Origin of the sequence: Paenibacillus sp. MZ04-78.2 (assembly GCF_024213375.1) — a bacterium.
GTDB lineage: Bacteria > Bacillota > Bacilli > Paenibacillales > NBRC-103111 > Paenibacillus_G.
Genome location: NZ_JANAVJ010000001.1, coordinates 295,586 through 312,333 on the forward strand (window position 1 = coordinate 295,586; position 16,748 = coordinate 312,333).

The following is a 16,748-nucleotide window of genomic DNA, read 5'->3' on the forward strand; positions in this document are numbered from 1 at the left end:
GGATCATTTCATTATAGTGAAAAAGCCCCTGCACATGCAGAGGCTTCGAAGGTTAATATAAATGGCAGGCCGTAAAGTGGCCGGGTTGGACTTCCTTGAACTCCGGCATGCTTGCCGCGCATTCCGGCATCGCCTTCGGGCAGCGGGTACGGAACGGACAACCGCTCGGCGGGTCCAGCGGACTTGGAATTTCGCCTTCCAGAATAATCCGCTCGCGAGTGCGCTCCACCTCCGGGTCCGGAATCGGGATCGCGGACAACAGCGATTGCGTGTAAGGATGCAGCGGATTCGCATACAGCTCCTCGGAGGTCGTTACCTCGACCAGCTTGCCGAGATACATAACGCCGATACGGTCGGAAATATGCTTCACCATCGCAAGATCGTGCGCGATGAACAGGTAGGTCAGACCGCGCTCTTTTTGCAGCTTCTTGAACAGGTTGACGACCTGCGCTTGAACGGATACGTCCAGCGCGGAGATCGGCTCATCCGCAATGATAAACTGAGGCTCGATAGCCAGCGCACGGGCAATGCCGATCCGCTGACGCTGTCCGCCCGAAAATTCGTGCGGGAAGCGGCTCGCATGCTCCTCGTTCAGACCTACCGCATCAAGCAGCTCGCTAACGCGCTGCTTGCGCTGTTTGCCGTCGGCAAGACCATGAATGTCGAGTCCTTCGGCAATAATCTTGCCAACCGTCATCCGCGGGTTCAAAGAGGCGTACGGATCTTGGAACACCATCTGCATATGACGTCGAAACTCTTGCAGCTTGTTTCCACGCAGCGTATGCACGTTCTCGCCGTTGAACAACACTTCGCCGCTCGTCGCTTCATATAGGCGGATGATCGTGCGTCCGGCCGTCGACTTGCCGCAGCCGGACTCGCCCACCAAGCCGAACGTTTCTCCGCGGCCGATCGAAATATTAAGCTTGTCGACGGCTTTTAACGTCTTGCCGCCGGCCAAGTGAAAATGTTTTTGCAAATCGCGTACTTCCAAAATCGGATTGCCCTTCATCGTGCCGCACCTCCAGCTTCTACAGGTCGCTCTACTTTAGGCGCATCGGGATGCAGGAGCCAGCAGGCCGCCGAATGCGTCTCGGAAAGCTTCGTATGCTCAGGATCGACTTCCAGACAGGCTTTCATCGCATAAGGACAACGCGCTGCAAAAGCGCAGCCTTTCGGCGGGGCGAACAAATCCGGCGGCGTCCCCGGAATCGGCACCAATTCGCCATCCTTGTCTTGGTCCAGACGCGGAACGGAACGAAGCAAGCCCCAGGTATACGGATGTTTCGAATCGTAGAACAGCTCGTCAACCGTGCCCTGCTCTACGACTTTGCCGGCGTACATGACGATGACGCGCTGCGCCATCTCCGCAACGACCCCGAGGTCATGCGTAATCACGATAATCGAGGCATGCGTCTGCTCGGACAGCTTCTTCATTAGTTCGATAATTTGCGCCTGGATCGTCACGTCAAGCGCTGTCGTCGGCTCGTCGGCAATCAGCAGCTTCGGATTGCAGGCAAGCGCGATCGCAATCATGACACGCTGGCGCATCCCGCCCGAAAATTCGTGGGGATATTGGATGATCCGGCCTTCCGGGTTGGAAATGCCGACCATTTTCAAAATCTCGACTGCGCGCTTCCGCGCTTCGCTTGCATTTAAGCCCTGATGCTTAACGAGCCCTTCGGTGATTTGCTTCCCGATCGTCATCGTCGGGTTAAGCGAAGTCATCGGGTCCTGGAAAATCATCCCCATTTCGGAGCCGCGGATTTTTTCCATTGCTTTATTTGAAATTTTAGTAATTTCCGTTTTACCGTCGAATTTGATCGACCCGCTCTTGATTATGCTCGGAGGCGTTGGAATGAGCCGCATAATCGTTTGGGCCGTAACCGATTTGCCGCAGCCGGATTCGCCTACGATGGCGAGCACTTCCCCTTTTTTGAGGTCGAAGGAAACGCCGCGAACGGCTTGCACTTCACCGGCATAGGTGCGAAACGATACTCTGAGGTCGCGAACCTCCAATATATTATTGCTCATGATTTTGGCACCCTCCTTACTTCCTCATCTTCGGATCGAGCGCGTCGCGAAGGCCGTCACCGAGCAGGTTGAAGCTCATCAGGATCAAGCTGAAAACAATCGTCGGGAAAATAACCCGGTGCGGAAAATAACGAATCGAGTTGGCGCCGTCGGACAGCAGCGAACCGAGCGAAGCAAGCGGCACACGGATACCGAGGCCGATAAAGCTCAGAAACGCTTCGACGAAAATGGCCGAAGGAACGATAAACGTAATCTGCACGATGATCAAGCTGAGCGCATTCGGTACCAAATGGCGGAAAATAATGCGCGCGCCTCCTGCGCCCAGCGTTCTGGCCGCAAGCACGTACTCTTGCTCCTTCAAGGTCAGAACTTGACCGCGGACCAGCCGCGCCATCGGCACCCAGCCGGTGATGGCATAAGCGATGATGATCGTCATGAAGCCCGGACCGATCACGATGATCAGCAGGATCGAGATCAGCAGAAACGGGATAGAGTGAATGACTTCAATAATACGCTGCATGATATCGTCCACCCGGCCTCCGTAGTAGGCCGAAACGCCCCCGTAAATTACTCCGAATACGAGGTCAAGCAGCGCGGCAATAATCCCGATGGCGAGTGAAATCCTTGTTCCCCACCATACGCGCACCCACAGGTCGCGGCCGAAATCGTCAGTTCCGAACCAGTGCGCTGCGGAAGGCGACAAGTTTTTGATATCGTAGTTTTGCGTAGCGTAGTCGTAGCTCGAAAAAATCGGTCCGAACGTAGCAAGCAAAATCAAGATGACAAGCGTTGTCATGCCGAACATGGCCAGCTTGTTTTTCTTGAGCCTTCTCCACGCATCCTGCCAGTAATTGATGGAAGGGCGGACGACAGCTTCCCGACCGACTTGCTCTCGGACAACCGGCTGGAACAGGTCTTTGGACATCTGCATTATTTGCTACCTCCCTTAACCAATCGAATGCGCGGGTCGATCAAACCGTATATGACATCGGTAATAAAGAGCACGATGACAAGAATAAACGCATAGAAAATAGTCAATCCTGTAATCATGGTGTAATCATTGGAATAAATCGATTGAACAAAGTGCTTCCCTAACCCCGGTACGACGAAAATTTGCTCTACAATCAGCGTACCAGTGATCAAACCGACAAATACGGGCCCCAGCACAGTGACAACCGGAAGAATTGCATTGCGGATTGTATGATTAAAAACGATGGCCGACTGGGACAACCCTTTGGCTTTCGCCGTTTTGATATAGTCCTGATTCAGCACGTCTAGCATGGACGTCCGCATGAGCCGAGCAAGGATCGCAATCGTACCAAACGATAAGGCGATGGAAGGTAACACCCTGGATGACGCGTCTTGCCACATCCCCGGGGGCAGCCCTATCCAGCTCGCCTTCACCCCGATAAAATAAGACAGCAAAGGCCCAAGAACGAAGGATGGAATCGAGATCCCGACAATTGCCGTGAACATCGCCGTGACATCGAGGCCCTTGTTATGATTCAAAGCTGCAATAATGCCGAGAATCAATCCGACCGTAATGGCAATCCCGAGCGCCCACAAGCCGAGCTCCAGTGAAGCCGGGAATGCTTGCTGAATAATCTCCGTAACTTTACGCGTCGGGAACTGGAAGGACACGCCCAAATCGCCGTGGATCACGTTATTCATGTATTGCAGGTATTGCTCCCAGATTGGCTTATCCAGACCGTATTGCGCATAGAGCAGCTTTCTTTGCTCTATCGTCAATTTTTGCGATTCTTCCCCGAATGGATCCCCTGGCAAGTTTTTCATCAATACGAATGTGAAGGTAACAACCAGCCATAAGGTAATTACCATATAACCTAGACGACGCAGTAAATAGCGAAGCATGGCACACCTCCTCAACTAATTCAAACAAGGACAAGCAGCAAGGCTCGAAAACGCTCGATTGGAAACAGCCGAACTGCTTCGCAAGCATAGACCAATTCAAGGCAAGACTATGTTTGCGAAGCAGCTCCGCTTCCTCCGAACAGAGGCGATTGCGTTACAGAAAAAATCGGAGCCGTTCCAAAGATCAGAACGGCCCCCTCGTTGACGAATCAGCCACGACTTACTATGTTTCATCCGGAGAAACGGATTACTTAATGGAAACCCATTTCAGTTCCCACTCTTTGGATATAAAAGGCATAATCAGGCCTTCTATGTTCGGTTTCTTCGCGTAAGGTCTCGTACGGAAGTAAAGCGGGGCGATCGGCATATCAGCCATCAATTGCTTCTCGGCATCGATCAGCATTTTCGAACGTTTCACGAAATCAACTTCTTTGTCTGCGCCTTTGACCAGGTTGTCATACGCTTTGCTGTTGTATTGTACATAGTTGAAGGATTTGTTATCGGACAGCCACATATCGAGGAACGACATCGGATCGTTATAGTCAGCTCCCCACAGCGCGAACACAACATCGAAATTGCCTTCCTGCATGTTTTGCACGCGCAGCTTGAATGGCAGCGGCTCGCCGTCTACATCGATACCCAAGTTTTGCTTCCATTGAGCTTGGACGAACTCAATCGTCTTTTTCGCCCCTTCGGTATCGTCAGCAGTGAATTTAAACTTTGGCAAGGAAGTCATGTTTAGCTCTTTCAGACCTTCGGCCAAAAGCTGCTTCGCTTTTGCCGCATCGTAAGCAGGTTGAGTATCGCCCGCTACTTTACGGAATTCCTGCTTGTTGCCGTCATAAACGGTCATCGGAACCAGACCTGTCGAAGGAGTGGAGATTCCGCCGTTGATAACTTCGTTGAAAGCTTTGCGGTCAATCGCCATACCGAGAGCTTGGCGAATTTTCGCGTTCGCAAACGCCGGGAATTTCGTGTTGTGAAACATCAGGTAACCCGTTACAAATTCTTTCTTCAGCGTCAAGTCCGGCTTGCCTTGGTAAGCGTTGGCCTGCTCGCCGCGAAGCTCCGTCAAATCGACTTGGTTCGTTTCATACATGTTGAGGGCCGTGTTCGGATCTTTCACCACGTTGACGGTTACTTTGTTTAGTTTCACGTTTGCGGCATCCCAGTACTTGTCGTTTTTGACGAGAACGATTTGCTGCTCATGGTCCCACTTTTCCATCTTGAACGGACCTGCGCCGATAATTTTGTCGGCATCGGCGCCGTTTTTGTCGCCTTGCGCTTTGACAAAATCCGGCTTTTGCGGGAAGAAGAGCGGGTTAGCCAATTGGTCGGTAAAGAACGAAATCGGTTTTTCCAGCGTAATTTCAAGCGTTTTGTCGTCTTTTGCTTTTACGCCCAGCGCCGCTTTCTTCGCTTCCACTTCTTCCGGTTTCGCTTGATTCAGAGCGACGCCGCCTTTAATCCAGGAAAGCATGGTTGCGTATTTTGCTTTTGTCGCCGGGTCCAAAGTACGTTGGAAAGCCCATACAAAATCGCTTGCTTTCAGCGGAGAGCCGTCGGCCCATGTCAAACCGTCGCGAAGCGTGATGGTATATACGAGACCATCCGGGGAGATATCCGGAAGCTTTGCTGCTAAACCAGGTTGCGGCTTATCGCCTGCATCCAGACGGTACAGACCTTCGTTCACCGCGTTAAGAATCGTAAAAGAAGGGTTCGTCGTTGCAATGGAGCTGTCGATTGCCGGCGGTTCTGCCGTAAGGTTGATTCTAATTTCTTGAGCCGGAGCTTTTTTATTGTCTGTGCCCCCTGCTTGCTGATTGTTGTTTGTGTTGCCTGAACAGCCGGCTACGGTCGTGCCAAGAATAGCGGTAACCGATGCTAGGACAAGAAGCTTGTTATACTTCATGAAAATGACTTCCTCCTTTTTAATTTATGTAATTATGTGTTAATTCCTGTCGTGTTATATAACATGACACAGAATTCACACCTTACATAACACCCTTTGATGATATAGGATTCTAGCGAAAAAGTAAATACCTCGATGAATGTAACCGTTACCAAATAGAAATTATACAACCAGAGGTTAATAAAATCCAGTACTATTTTTTTGACACGTATCCATTTATTTCTTCTTCGGTATCATTATAACAATGGCCATGATATCGCTTTGCGCTTTCTCCGGCAGATCGGCCAGATGTTCCTGGCTCTGCGTCAATTCTTTCAGACAGCCCCGCACGATGTCTTCCATCAAATGATGTACGCTCATTTCTTCACCACTTTTACGAGTTGACCATATATTTGCCGATGCCGATGAACAGCAGGAGAACATAGCAGGCCGTTAGCAGTACAAAGCCGAGCCGTCCCAGCGTTCTGGCGATTTTGATCAAATCGATCTTTCCCTTAAGCCGGTTTTGCATATTTCCAAGCAAGCCGGCGGCAACGAGAAACAGCAGCACGATCGTCCACAGGAGCATTCCCGAATCGAACAAATTCCGGCTCATAAACGCAACGGAGCCGATAAGAAACAACGTGGTAATATCCATGCTGAGATGCGTGGCTTTGCGCTTGTCTTTCGTATAATAGTAAACGGCAACCCAAACGATGATAAAAACTACGAACGGAACTACCGCAAGAAACATATAAAGCTGCTGCAGCCATCCAAACAATGCACTCAAGCGATATCACCCGATTTCAATCGATAATGTTCGGCCGTCAGAGCCGGTGCCCTTCCGTCGCCTTGATCAGCCGGTATACGGTAAGATGCGTCGGAAGCGCTATTCCGCTACGATCCGCCACCCGTAGTAATCCTCCCGTAATGGCGTCGATTTCCGTAAGACGGCCAGCCATCACATCCTGAAGCATGGAAGAACGGTTGTTTGCGGTGCGCCGACATACCTCCAGCAGCTGCTCCCACAGATCCGGCTCCAGCCGGATGTCGAGCGCACGCGCCAGAGTAACCCCTTCTTCGTACAAAGCACGCATCAGCTCGCCGGCTCCCGGCAAATTCAGCAGTTCGCCATTCGGCACCCGCAGCAAGGCCGTGAGCGGATTGATGACGGCATTGATAAGAAGCTTTTGCCAAATACGGCTTGAGATGTTTTTCGACATCGATGCGCTAAATCCTGCCAATTGCAGCCAAAATACCAGATTTTTTTGCGCGATTTCCGACACTTCCGTTCTTTCCTTTCCTGCTGCGCCTACCCAGGTCATGCCGCACCCCGTATAAACGGCTTCCCCGGCGGTGGAAATCATCGCGCCTTCCGTCGTCACGGCCGAGAGCAGCCGTTCCGCCGGTACATGCGCCGCGAGCGTCTCCAGATGCCCGATGCCGTTCTGCAAGCAGACCACCCATGCCGAGGAGCCCATGCGCCGACCGAGTTCGAGCCCGAGTTCCCCAGTGATGGCGGACTGTTTGACGGCCAGCAGGATAAAATGCGGCTCTCTTCCGTTATTTTCCCCGAATGCTTCCTCTTCCCCCCACAGGCGAACGCGGGGAAAAGCCGTAATCACTGCCCGAGCGCTTTGTTCCTCCGATCGGGAGACGGCATCGATCAAACGCAGTCCGGCAGCTTCGATTTCAGCTTTCCGCTCGGCGCGGCGAACAACGACCTCAACCTCGTGCCCCGCTTCAGATAGTCTGACCGCAAACAACGTTCCGAGCGCTCCTGCGCCAATCACCGTAAAACGGCCCATCGTCTCTCTCCCCCGTGCGTGTAAAAGATTGTTCAGTCTATCATAGCAAAAAATGGCGGGACACGCACAAAACCCCTGAACGGGTGCTCATGGCAGCCCGATTCGGGGGTTTCTCCCTTTTATGAGACGGTTCCGGTTATTCAATCCGCTCCAGATTCCCGTTTTCATCCATTTTAAAACGGGTTTTGCTTTCCTCTTCTTCCTCTGCCAGAAAAGCAAGCTTGCGGGCCCGGTCCATAATCTGGATCAGCGCTTTGTAATCGTCGTTCACGACGCGATAATCGGTCGAAACGTCGCTAACCTGCCGGCTTAGCTCGTCATTGAGACTGCGCAGCCGTTCAAGCTCATCCTGCTTTTCGTTCAGCTCCTTCTCAAGCTGCCTCACGTGCCGCGCCATTTCCTGATAGCTTCCTTTCCACTGCCGCAGGAAGCGGATAACGGCGTCGATCGACAACTCTTCCACGATCCCGTCGCTGCGCACCGCGCCTTCCGTGGCCAAAGGGCCGCCCATGCCGCTGCCCGCAACCGATGCGAACGCGCTCGCATGCTTGCGGTGCTGGTTCCTTTTTTGGCGCTGCGCCTTGGCGATCTGAATCGGCGCCTCGTATTTCTTGCGGACGAAGCTGTTCCAGCGGAAACCGCAAGCGGCCGCAGTTCTACCTATTTTTTCGCCCACTTCCTCAAAAGCGGACAGCTGCGTGCTGCCTTCGCGAATATGTCTTAACGTCACCTCCGCTAATATCAAATCGTCTTCCTCGCTCCAAGCGTCTTGTCTGATTGCCGTCATCAAGCCGTCCTCCTAACCCCTATAGGTTCATCCGCATCTATGTTCGTGATGCATAAAGTGCTGCGTTACTTTATCTCTATGCCCATGGTAGAGTTCATAGAATACTTTTCTAGTAATTTGTATTGCCAATTTTCAAGGCGGTCATACATCGTTTTGGCGGATTTGGGCAATGATATGTTGCGAAGGGCTAAAAATTTGACTAAAATTCGCGGATTGGGCGTTTACACGAGAGAAGGCTTTCGCTATAATGTTGGATAGTACGTATATGATCGTGACCGAAGAGAGGGGGATACAGGATGGATCGCATGTTTCGCGTTCTCGGCTTCTGGACGCTTGTAATCGGGCTCATGGCGTTGGCCGGCGATTTTATTCCGATGGCGCTCATCTTTTTCGCCCAGACGGCGATTTTCACGCTGTTAGGATATATGAAATTGTCCGAACGTGCCTACATATTGATTTTTTGGGGGTACATGATTGTTTCGTTTACAGGGTTTACCTACTGGTCATTTTTCAAAATGTCCATCTAAACCTTCCAGTCCGGAAAAAAGTAAGCGAATACGGAGATAAAAAAGGCGAACCGCAAGCTTCAATGCGGTTCGCCTTTTTTTTGAATCAACACCTTAAACAGCTCGCTCATCCGGTCGCTGAGGAGCAGCTGCCGAATGGCCCGATTGCGACGGGCTTGCGGCGAGAACGGGTCCCGGGCGTCATGATCGCTCAGCTCGTCAAGCAATCCCTGCTCCAGCAAAAAATGCTTCTGGCTTAGCAGGCCCGCAAGCTCCAGCCCCGCTTCCTTCCCAACATCGATCAACGCGCTGAAATTGACATGGGCGGTCATATCCTGCCCGCCGGGGAACTGCAGCGGCGTATCGGAAGCCTGATGCTTCCGGTAACACAGCAGCGTTCCGTTCATCCGGTATGGAGCATACAGCTCTTCCCTGACATGCCCGTAGTCGATCGTCAGCAGCACACTGCCGTTCCCCAAGCTGCCGGCAACCGCCCGAAGCCAGCGCAGCGCGTCCAAGTTGACTTCGAACCGCTGCCCCGCTCTCGGCGGGATCGCTTCCTTGCGGATAAAGGCCTCAAGCTCGCCGTCCGCTAACGTTCTTTCCACCTCCGTCAGGCAGCTTCGTTCGACATCCCAGCCAACCTGAATTTCGCGCCATCCAGCTTCGCGGCGAACGATCCGGTACACCGGAAAGGCGTCCGGCAGCTCGTTGGACAATACCAGCGTATTGTGCCAAGGACCCGCCGCGTGCCATTCCTCAGCCGTGAAATAGCTCACAAGCCCTGTATGAGGAGCTAGCGCCTCCGATTGAAGTCCTCGGTGCACCGGGCTCCTTTCGACGCTGATGAAGCGCAGCCGCGCATACAGCGCCGGAGAGCCGCTCCGGATCGCGTCAAGCATTTGTCTCGCTAAAGCTCCGTCGCCCCCTCCCCACTCCGTCAAGCAGATCTCGCCGGTCCGCGTTTCCGCAAAGCTTCGAAGGTAGGCGGCCAACATGTCGCCAAGCACGCTACCGACCGAAGCGCTTGTATAAAAGTCTCCCGCCCGGCCGATTTTGCGATTCGAATTCATATAATAGCCCCAGCTCGGATGATACAAGCACAAATCCATATAGTCCCGGAACGAAATTGCCCGGTCCGGCTGCATTTCAATCTGTTCCCGAATCGCTTGCAGCAGCGGGAAATCGTTCGCCTGCTCCGTTTTCATGCGCCTACCGCCTCTCGCCAAATTACTAAAGACAAAACCTCCCCCACTCGCTATAATTAGGATGAGAAAAATAGGAGAGGAAGCAGAGCCTTGTTTAATCCACGAACCGTCTTCTGCGCGGCGCTTATTAGCTGTACCGTTTTGCTCACGTCCGCCTGCACCGATCATCAGCAGGTAAAGCAGGATTTAATGCAAGCGGTCGCCAAGCAGGAGCAAATCCAAAGCTACCGATATACCGGGGAAGCGGACTTGAAACTGGACGCTTCTTTATTTTCGGGCTCACAGCCGGTAACGGCCGCTTTGCTAGGCCTGGTCAAAGAAAGCAAATTCGAATACAGCGGGCTCGTTTCGCTGGCAGATCCGGTCCGAATGGAAACCTCCGTCAACCTAACGCCGAAAGGCGCGGCCACGCCCATTGAACTGCCGTTTCTTCTTAAAGATAACAAAATGTATCTGCATATGCCAGCCATTACGAAGGCGGACGAATATTTGATGCTGCCGCTGGACAAGCAATCGGATAAGCTCAAAAACACCGGAAGGCTGAGCGCTTCCCTTACCGGCAAGCTGCTGGAAGGGGTCAACCCGGACTGGCTGGAGCCTGGCAGCAAGGACGAGAAGCTTGCCGATGGCGAAGCGGCGAAGCGCATTACGCTTACGGTAACGGACAAGAACAAGCAGGAAGCGGCAAAATATTTCACCACCGCATTTCCGTCCGCGCTTAACGAGCTGATAACCAGCGGACTGAGCGGCACGGGACAAACCGGGGAATGGAAAACATCGCTGGAGCGGATCAAGATCGAAGCTCCTACGACGCTAAGTATCCTGATCGACAATCAAGGTTTTATCCGCGAGCAAACCGGAAAGCTTTATTTTTCGGTCGAAGGCGGAAACGATGCGAAAAACAGCGTGGAATGGACGTATAAGGTGCAAGAGATCAATCAGACGCCTGCCTTTACAAAGGAAGCTCCGAAGCAGGTAAAACATGCGGAAGACATTTTACGATTGCTCCCTAAGCTTCAAGCGGGTAAAAAGTAACGTGACAGAAGCCCTTCCATGGCACAGCGCCGTGGAATTTTTTTGTCATGTTTTTCCCATTCCTATGATAATCTTTAGTTGAAAGGACGGGAGGGACATGCGTGTGAATCTACGCCAATGGGCTATCCTTGCGCTTTTCTCGGTATACGGATGCTTATCCGCCTTGTGGCCCTATTCCGCGTATGCGGAGAACGGACAAGCGGATAGAAGCTTGCTGCAGAAAGGCCTGACCATCTATGAGATCGATCAGGAGCTAAGTCGCATTGCCGACCAGGAAATCAAGCTCCAGGCACAGATGCAGAACGCGGAAAAGCAAATTCGCGAAGCGGAGCATTCCACAAGCGAGGCTAAAATACACGCCGCCAAAGTCGTCCGCTCTTATTACATGGGCGACCGCGATTCGCTGTGGGTGCTGCTGTTCTCTGTCGGTTCGTTCTCCGATGCGGTTTCGGTGCTCGACTATCTGCAAATGATTTTGCGCAACGACAAACAAGCGCTGCAGCGTCATACGGATGCATGGCAGCGGCTGGCCTCGGTCAAAAAGGATTTGGCCGAAGCCCACACCTCCCTCCAGCGGACGAAAGAGCGTTACTTGCAGCAGCGGGAACGACTTGTCGCGCTCCAGAATGAAGTGGACGCTCAGCTGGCCGATAGCAAGGAGCAGGCGGTACTGCTTCAGCAGCAGATGCTCGAGCTTAACAAGCTGTGGGAGGACAAGGGCATCCCGCTGTTCAAAACGTACTTCCAGGCGCTTGCGGGCGCGATGCAGCAGCTTCCCGAGCTGGTGACGTCCGGCGGCGACAAGAACAAGAACGGCAATCTGGTCATGAACGGGGTAAATTATACGTTTCAGATAACGGACAGCGAGTTAAACGATTTTTTGCGCAAAAAAAACGAACGGCTCCGCAATCTGACGTTTCACTTTTATCCCGATCAAATATCGGCCTCCGGGCAGGAAGGCGATATTGCCGTCATGATCCGGGGAAGCTACGAAATGGCCTCGATGGAAGACGGAACAAGCAAATCGTTTATCCGGTTCCGGATTTTAGAAATGCAGTTCAACGGCTTTTCCCTGCCTTCCACGACGGTGGAGGAATTCGAAAAAAGCTCTAACTTGGGGATCTACCCCCAACATATCGCCTCGTTTTTGCAGGTAACCGGCGTCCGGCTGGAGGGAGGAAAGTTAAGCATCATGCTGAAGCTGGCCTTATAACTTTTAAACTGAGCCGACCCGGAAGAAGAGGAGTGTGAAGGCGTTGACGGAACCCGTTCTCAAATATGCGGCAGCCCTGGATATGCCCAAAGACAAGTGGGACGGTTATTATGCCCGGATAGTCAAAGCGTTGGCCGGAAAAACCGCCTTGTTCGACCGCGACAAGGAGCTGATGATTTTTTCGTCCCCGGAAGAGCTGGAGCGGCTCAGGCCTATTTTGGAGCAGTATGCCATTCCTTCCGAGGAGTTAAGCGTGCTGCTGCTGCCGACTCCGGTTACGACATATCCGGCCTTCGGCGATTACGGCTTTGTCAGCCGCTTGGAGAACGTTTACCTGTATGCGGAGCTTGTCGCCGTATTCCGGCTGCGAGTTGCGGCAGATACGAACGGTGCGCTCGGACGGGCCTTCGAGCCGCAGCAGGCGGAAGCGCAGCTTGAGGAGCATTTGCTTGCAGCCTGGCCGGAGCCGGGAGGCGGCTCTGTCTTCGCCATCGAGGCCCAACTGGCCGAGCTTGCGGAAGGCATTGCCCGCGCCTACGGCAGCGCTGTGGAATGGATTTATTCCCCGGAACGGTAAAACCACAGGAGATGCTGAAGTAGTTCATTCAACAAACAAACGGTGGCGCAGCGATAGATTCCTATCGTTGGCATCACCGTTTTTTCATTAAGGCTCCTTACAGCAAATCGGCGGCAAGCTGCGCCAGATGCGAACGTTCCCCGCGCTCCAGCATCATGTGCCCGCTGATCGTTTGCTCCTTAAAGCGCTCTACAACGTACGTAAGGCCGTTGCTTGAGGCGTCCAAATACGGATGATCGATCTGTTCGGGATCGCCCAGCAGAACGATCTTACTGCCCTCACCGACGCGGGAAACGATCGTTTTCACCTCATGCTTGGACAGGTTCTGCGCTTCGTCGATGATGATGAACTGGCCGGGAATGGACCGACCGCGGATGTAGGTCAGCGCCTCGACTTGAATGCTACCGAGCCCCGCCAATATTTTATCGATGTCGCCTGGCTTTTTCGTATCGAACAAATACTCCAAATTATCGTAAATGGGCTGCATCCACGGCCGCAGCTTTTCCTCTTTTTCTCCCGGCAAGTAACCGATGTCCTTGCCCATTGGAACGACGGGACGGGCAATCAGGAGCTTCTTATACTTCCTTTCGTCCTCGACCTTCAATAAGCCCGCAGCAAGCGTCAGGAGCGTTTTCCCTGTGCCTGCTTTGCCTGTCAGCGTGACCAGCGGAATATCGTCGTTAAGCAGCAGCTCCAGAGCCATCCGCTGCTGGGCGTTCCGCGCCGCGATGCCCCAGATCGGATCGTTGCTGAGGAAGAGCGGCTCCAGCTTCTTCCCGTCGGCATTCACTTTAAGCAGCGCCGACTTGCTGGTGCCCATCTCGTCTTTCAGGATGACGAATTCGTGAGGATGAAGCGTATAACCGAGCTGTAGCGAATGAATGTTTAAATAGCGGTACGTGTAAAACTCATCGATGACCGAAGGGTGTACCAGTAAGGTCAAAAGACCGGTGTAGATGTCTCCGGCCACGTTAACGACCCGGTCCGTCAAATAATCTTGTGCCGTAATGCCCAGCACGTCAGCTTTGATTCGGACGAGCATGTCCTTGCTAACCAGAATAACCGGCTTCGGGTCGGATTTCTCCTGCTCTTCCAGCAAATAATTAAGCGCCACCGCCAAAATGCGATTGTCGTTCGTCACTTCAGCGAACACTTCCTGCAGCTTCGAGAAGCTCCGATGATTCAGCTCCACCTTCAGGCTGCCGCCGCCGGGAAGCCCGATGCCTTCGAACAGTCGGCCGTCGCTGCGGAGCCCGTCGAGCATCCGGGAGATTTGGCGCGCATTGCGCCCAAGTTCGTCGGCGTTGCGCTTCTTGGAATCGATTTCCTCCAAGACGACCGCCGGAATAATAATATCGTTATCTTCAAAAGCGTAAATCGCGTTCGGGTCCTGAAGCAGCACATTGGTATCCAGCACATAAATTTTTTTCATCTTGAGTCCCTCCCAGGTTCGGTGTTTGGTTCGGCTCAATACATAGGAATTTTCCTGTCAGGACAAACTAGCCAAAGCCGATGACGAAAAGAAAGGACGATTGCTGATGAAAATGTTTGTCGCGACCCTCTTGATGTTGTCCGCTGTCGTGTCAGGATGTAACCAAGCACCAAAAAATGGAGCCGCCCCCCCGCAGAGCGCCGATTCGAACCGGCAAGTACAAGTAAAGCAAACGGCACCGCAGAAAAAAGAAATTCAGGACCCCGGCGCCGTGGCTAACAGGCTGGAGCAAATCGCCGTCAGCGTGCCGAATGTGGAGAGCGCCAATTGCGTCGTCTTCGGCAATACGGCCGTCGTGGGAATCAACGTCCCGGCTGCAATGGATCGCGCGAAAGTTGGAACGATCAAGCTGTCTGTCGCGGAGGCGCTCAAAAAAGATCCGTACGGAGTGAATGCGCTTGTAACTGCGGATATGGATTTAAACCAGCGCTTGTGGAATATCAGGCAGCAAGCGATGAACAGCAGACCGATCAACGGCTTCGCCGAGGAAATGGCGGCCATTATCGGCCGAATCGTTCCGCAGATGCCGCGTGACGTGAATCCGCTGCAATCGCAGCCGCCTGCTCAAAGGTAATCTGCAAGTCTAGCCAGCTATCTGTAACGGTCTTTTGAGGTGGAAAAAAAGCCTAGGACAGCAAACGGTCTTAGGCTTTTTGCATCGCGTCGAACACTTGCATGTCCAGCTTCTCAGCGGCACGCTTGTCGTACGTTTTTTCATATTCAGGCGCAACGGAAATGCGCGCTCCGTAGAACATCGCATCGCGCACCGAAGCAATGTCAATATCATAGCAAGCCAGCTTGAACGGAACCCCGTCAAGAGCTTCGGTAACCTGACGCGCGCTTCCGTAAATCACGAAGACGGAGCCGGCACCGATCACCGTCAAATTCACATGCGCATGCTGCTTGATGTTTGTCAAAATGCGCGAACGCTGGTCGACGGCAAAACGAACCGTCGTCCGGTCTTTAGCGAATAGCCACGAAATGGCGCTTGTCGCAGGCGAACCGGTTTCATGATCGATCGTGCTCAAGAGAGCAAACGAATCCTTTTGGAGTAGATCGAAGAGCTGTTCCGACAAGGCAGTGATCGTTTCGGCCATAGGTTCCCCTCCTGTAAAGGTTTGTCTCCGAATCTAAGACCATTATAGCATACGGGTTAGGTGCCAGCTACCAGCAGTTATCACGGACACTCCCTTCGGACAATGATATTTTATTGTATCTCGCCGTCCGGGGTTATATGTCAATCATTGTATTATTGTATTTCGGATTCGAGTTAATGTCCGTTAAAAGCTGCTCGGCGAGCTCGCGGTCGAACCTTTTCGTATGGCGGACGCCTCCGGCCTCTTCGTACTCCACGGTATAGGTCCCTTCGTCGGCCATACGGACGAACCGTTCGAGATGATGGTCCTCCCGCAGGATTGTTTCAAAAAAATCTCTCGTTTCCGATGCTGCTAGGTCGTCCGGCCGGGCCTCCGCCACAATGCTGATTTGCAGCCAATTGAACACCGCATCCTGTAAATTCACAAGCTCTCAGTCCTCTCTCAGCAAAATCACTTGACGGCCGTCTGCCGTCCATGTCCGCATGGCATTCAGCCATCGCTCCGCCTCCGGTTCGGCCTCGGCTTGCCGGAGCAGCGCCGCCGCTTCCCGTGCCGTCAGCATCCGGTTCAAATACGCTTCGGCACAATGGGACAGCCGCCACCCCGGCGGCGCATCCGCAACAGCCATGGTCTCCGAAGGCTCGGCTGCGGTGGACAATCGAATATCGCCGGATTGCGCGAGTGCAAACGGGAGCTCCTCCGTACCGCAGACCTCTCCCGACTCGTCCTCCGGCAGTAAATGCGCTTTGAACATCATCAGCAGCCGCGGGTGAATTCGTCCCATCGTTTCCAGAAAACGCATCCTGAGGTCCTCAGGCTCAAGCCGAAGCCTTTCTGCGCCAAGTAGAGCCGTTTCCCCGTCCCACGATAAGGGGACTAACCAGAAGTCCGACATCAGCCAAGCACCTCCAACGGGCCAAGCCCTTATGATTTGCGATTTTCCCGGTCCTGAACGTAGTAGCGAATCCGCACCATCAGCATCAAAACGACTGCGACGGTCAGGCTGAGCACGATCGGCAGCCCCGCCAGTTGAAAGAACAGCAGCATCCCCGATCCAAGAGCCAGCACCAGGTAAATGATTACGTCTTTCAGAATCGGCAGCTTCCGCGTCTTGAATACTTTATTGTACACGTAAGTAATCAGCACGAAGATGATGATCCATGTCACAAACGGATGCGCCCTCAGCCATTCGAGCATCGGAATCCTCCTTTATGTAGACTTGCAAAGAAAG

At 53.1% G+C, this 16,748-nt stretch carries 20 protein-coding genes; 5 read left to right on the forward strand and 15 right to left on the reverse strand.

Translation table 11 applies throughout. The annotated features are described in order from the left end of the window. Positions 1-52: 52 nt before the first annotated feature. The 9 genes from NLX71_RS01330 to NLX71_RS01370 form a co-directional block, all read right to left on the reverse strand. Positions 53-1,009 (reverse strand): ABC transporter ATP-binding protein, encoded by a 957-nt coding sequence (locus NLX71_RS01330; protein WP_254361694.1) that lies wholly within the window; start codon positions 1,007-1,009, stop codon positions 53-55. Then, positions 1,006-2,031: an ABC transporter ATP-binding protein gene (locus NLX71_RS01335; RefSeq protein WP_254361695.1), complete on the reverse strand. Its 1,026-nt coding sequence runs from the start codon at positions 2,029-2,031 to the stop codon at positions 1,006-1,008. The genes NLX71_RS01330 and NLX71_RS01335 overlap by 4 nt, the downstream gene beginning before the upstream one ends. Before the next feature lie 16 nt (positions 2,032-2,047). Continuing rightward, positions 2,048-2,962 (reverse strand): ABC transporter permease, encoded by a 915-nt coding sequence (locus tag NLX71_RS01340; protein WP_254361696.1) that lies wholly within the window; start codon positions 2,960-2,962, stop codon positions 2,048-2,050. Beyond that, a complete protein-coding gene (locus NLX71_RS01345) occupies positions 2,962-3,903 on the reverse strand; it encodes an ABC transporter permease (protein ID WP_254361697.1) in 942 nt (313 codons plus the stop codon). Before NLX71_RS01345 ends, NLX71_RS01340 begins: the two co-directional genes overlap by 1 nt. 247 nt (positions 3,904-4,150) lie before the next feature. Next, positions 4,151-5,815 (reverse strand): peptide ABC transporter substrate-binding protein, encoded by a 1,665-nt coding sequence (locus NLX71_RS01350; protein WP_254361698.1) that lies wholly within the window; start codon positions 5,813-5,815, stop codon positions 4,151-4,153. 216 nt (positions 5,816-6,031) lie between these two features. Next, positions 6,032-6,175 (reverse strand): hypothetical protein, encoded by a 144-nt coding sequence (locus tag NLX71_RS01355; protein WP_254361699.1) that lies wholly within the window; start codon positions 6,173-6,175, stop codon positions 6,032-6,034. Between the two features lie 13 nt (positions 6,176-6,188). Next, on the reverse strand, positions 6,189-6,584 hold the full coding sequence (locus NLX71_RS01360; protein WP_254361700.1) for a DUF3397 domain-containing protein: 396 nt from the start codon (positions 6,582-6,584) through the stop codon (positions 6,189-6,191). 37 nt (positions 6,585-6,621) lie between these two features. Then, positions 6,622-7,602 carry a ketopantoate reductase family protein gene (locus NLX71_RS01365; protein ID WP_254361701.1) on the reverse strand — a complete coding sequence of 327 codons (981 nt, stop codon included), beginning with the start codon at positions 7,600-7,602 and terminating at the stop codon, positions 6,622-6,624. A gap of 136 nt (positions 7,603-7,738) precedes the next feature. Next, complete coding sequence (locus NLX71_RS01370) at positions 7,739-8,389, reverse strand: RsfA family transcriptional regulator (RefSeq protein ID WP_254361702.1); 651 nt, start codon at positions 8,387-8,389, stop codon at positions 7,739-7,741. A gap of 296 nt (positions 8,390-8,685) precedes the next feature. Between NLX71_RS01370 and NLX71_RS01375 the strand changes: the two genes are divergently transcribed. Next, the gene (locus NLX71_RS01375; RefSeq protein ID WP_010491888.1) at positions 8,686-8,916 is read left to right on the forward strand and encodes a DUF2626 domain-containing protein; all 231 of its coding nucleotides are present in this window, start codon (positions 8,686-8,688) and stop codon (positions 8,914-8,916) included. A gap of 59 nt (positions 8,917-8,975) precedes the next feature. On the opposite strand, the gene NLX71_RS01380 is transcribed toward NLX71_RS01375, so the two are convergent. Further along, the gene (locus NLX71_RS01380) at positions 8,976-10,103 is read right to left on the reverse strand and encodes a class I SAM-dependent methyltransferase (RefSeq protein ID WP_254361703.1); all 1,128 of its coding nucleotides are present in this window, start codon (positions 10,101-10,103) and stop codon (positions 8,976-8,978) included. Positions 10,104-10,193: 90 nt separating this feature from the next. Between NLX71_RS01380 and NLX71_RS01385 the strand changes: the two genes are divergently transcribed. From NLX71_RS01385 to NLX71_RS01395, 3 genes are all read left to right on the forward strand, one after another. Then, positions 10,194-11,138, forward strand: a complete 945-nt coding sequence (locus tag NLX71_RS01385; RefSeq protein WP_254361704.1) for a hypothetical protein — start codon at positions 10,194-10,196, stop codon at positions 11,136-11,138. 97 nt (positions 11,139-11,235) lie between these two features. Next, positions 11,236-12,351, forward strand: a complete 1,116-nt coding sequence (locus tag NLX71_RS01390; protein ID WP_254361705.1) for a hypothetical protein — start codon at positions 11,236-11,238, stop codon at positions 12,349-12,351. 34 nt (positions 12,352-12,385) lie between these two features. After that, positions 12,386-12,928 (forward strand): hypothetical protein, encoded by a 543-nt coding sequence (locus NLX71_RS01395; RefSeq protein ID WP_254361706.1) that lies wholly within the window; start codon positions 12,386-12,388, stop codon positions 12,926-12,928. A gap of 97 nt (positions 12,929-13,025) precedes the next feature. On the opposite strand, the gene NLX71_RS01400 is transcribed toward NLX71_RS01395, so the two are convergent. Continuing rightward, on the reverse strand, positions 13,026-14,360 hold the full coding sequence (locus NLX71_RS01400) for a PhoH family protein (protein WP_254361707.1): 1,335 nt from the start codon (positions 14,358-14,360) through the stop codon (positions 13,026-13,028). Positions 14,361-14,466: 106 nt separating this feature from the next. On the opposite strand from NLX71_RS01400, the gene NLX71_RS01405 reads away from it, so the two are divergent. Continuing rightward, the gene (locus tag NLX71_RS01405; protein ID WP_254361708.1) at positions 14,467-14,994 is read left to right on the forward strand and encodes a YhcN/YlaJ family sporulation lipoprotein; all 528 of its coding nucleotides are present in this window, start codon (positions 14,467-14,469) and stop codon (positions 14,992-14,994) included. A gap of 70 nt (positions 14,995-15,064) precedes the next feature. On the opposite strand, the gene NLX71_RS01410 is transcribed toward NLX71_RS01405, so the two are convergent. From NLX71_RS01410 to NLX71_RS01425, 4 genes are all read right to left on the reverse strand, one after another. Continuing rightward, positions 15,065-15,517, reverse strand: a complete 453-nt coding sequence (locus NLX71_RS01410) for a pyridoxamine 5'-phosphate oxidase family protein (RefSeq protein WP_254361709.1) — start codon at positions 15,515-15,517, stop codon at positions 15,065-15,067. 133 nt (positions 15,518-15,650) lie between these two features. Further along, the gene (locus NLX71_RS01415; protein WP_254361710.1) at positions 15,651-15,941 is read right to left on the reverse strand and encodes a hypothetical protein; all 291 of its coding nucleotides are present in this window, start codon (positions 15,939-15,941) and stop codon (positions 15,651-15,653) included. A gap of 6 nt (positions 15,942-15,947) precedes the next feature. Beyond that, entirely contained in the window at positions 15,948-16,412 is a 465-nt protein-coding gene (locus NLX71_RS01420) for a hypothetical protein (protein WP_254361711.1), read from the reverse strand. A gap of 29 nt (positions 16,413-16,441) precedes the next feature. Continuing rightward, positions 16,442-16,714, reverse strand: a complete 273-nt coding sequence (locus NLX71_RS01425) for a YlaH-like family protein (RefSeq protein WP_254361712.1) — start codon at positions 16,712-16,714, stop codon at positions 16,442-16,444. Positions 16,715-16,748 lie beyond the last annotated feature (34 nt).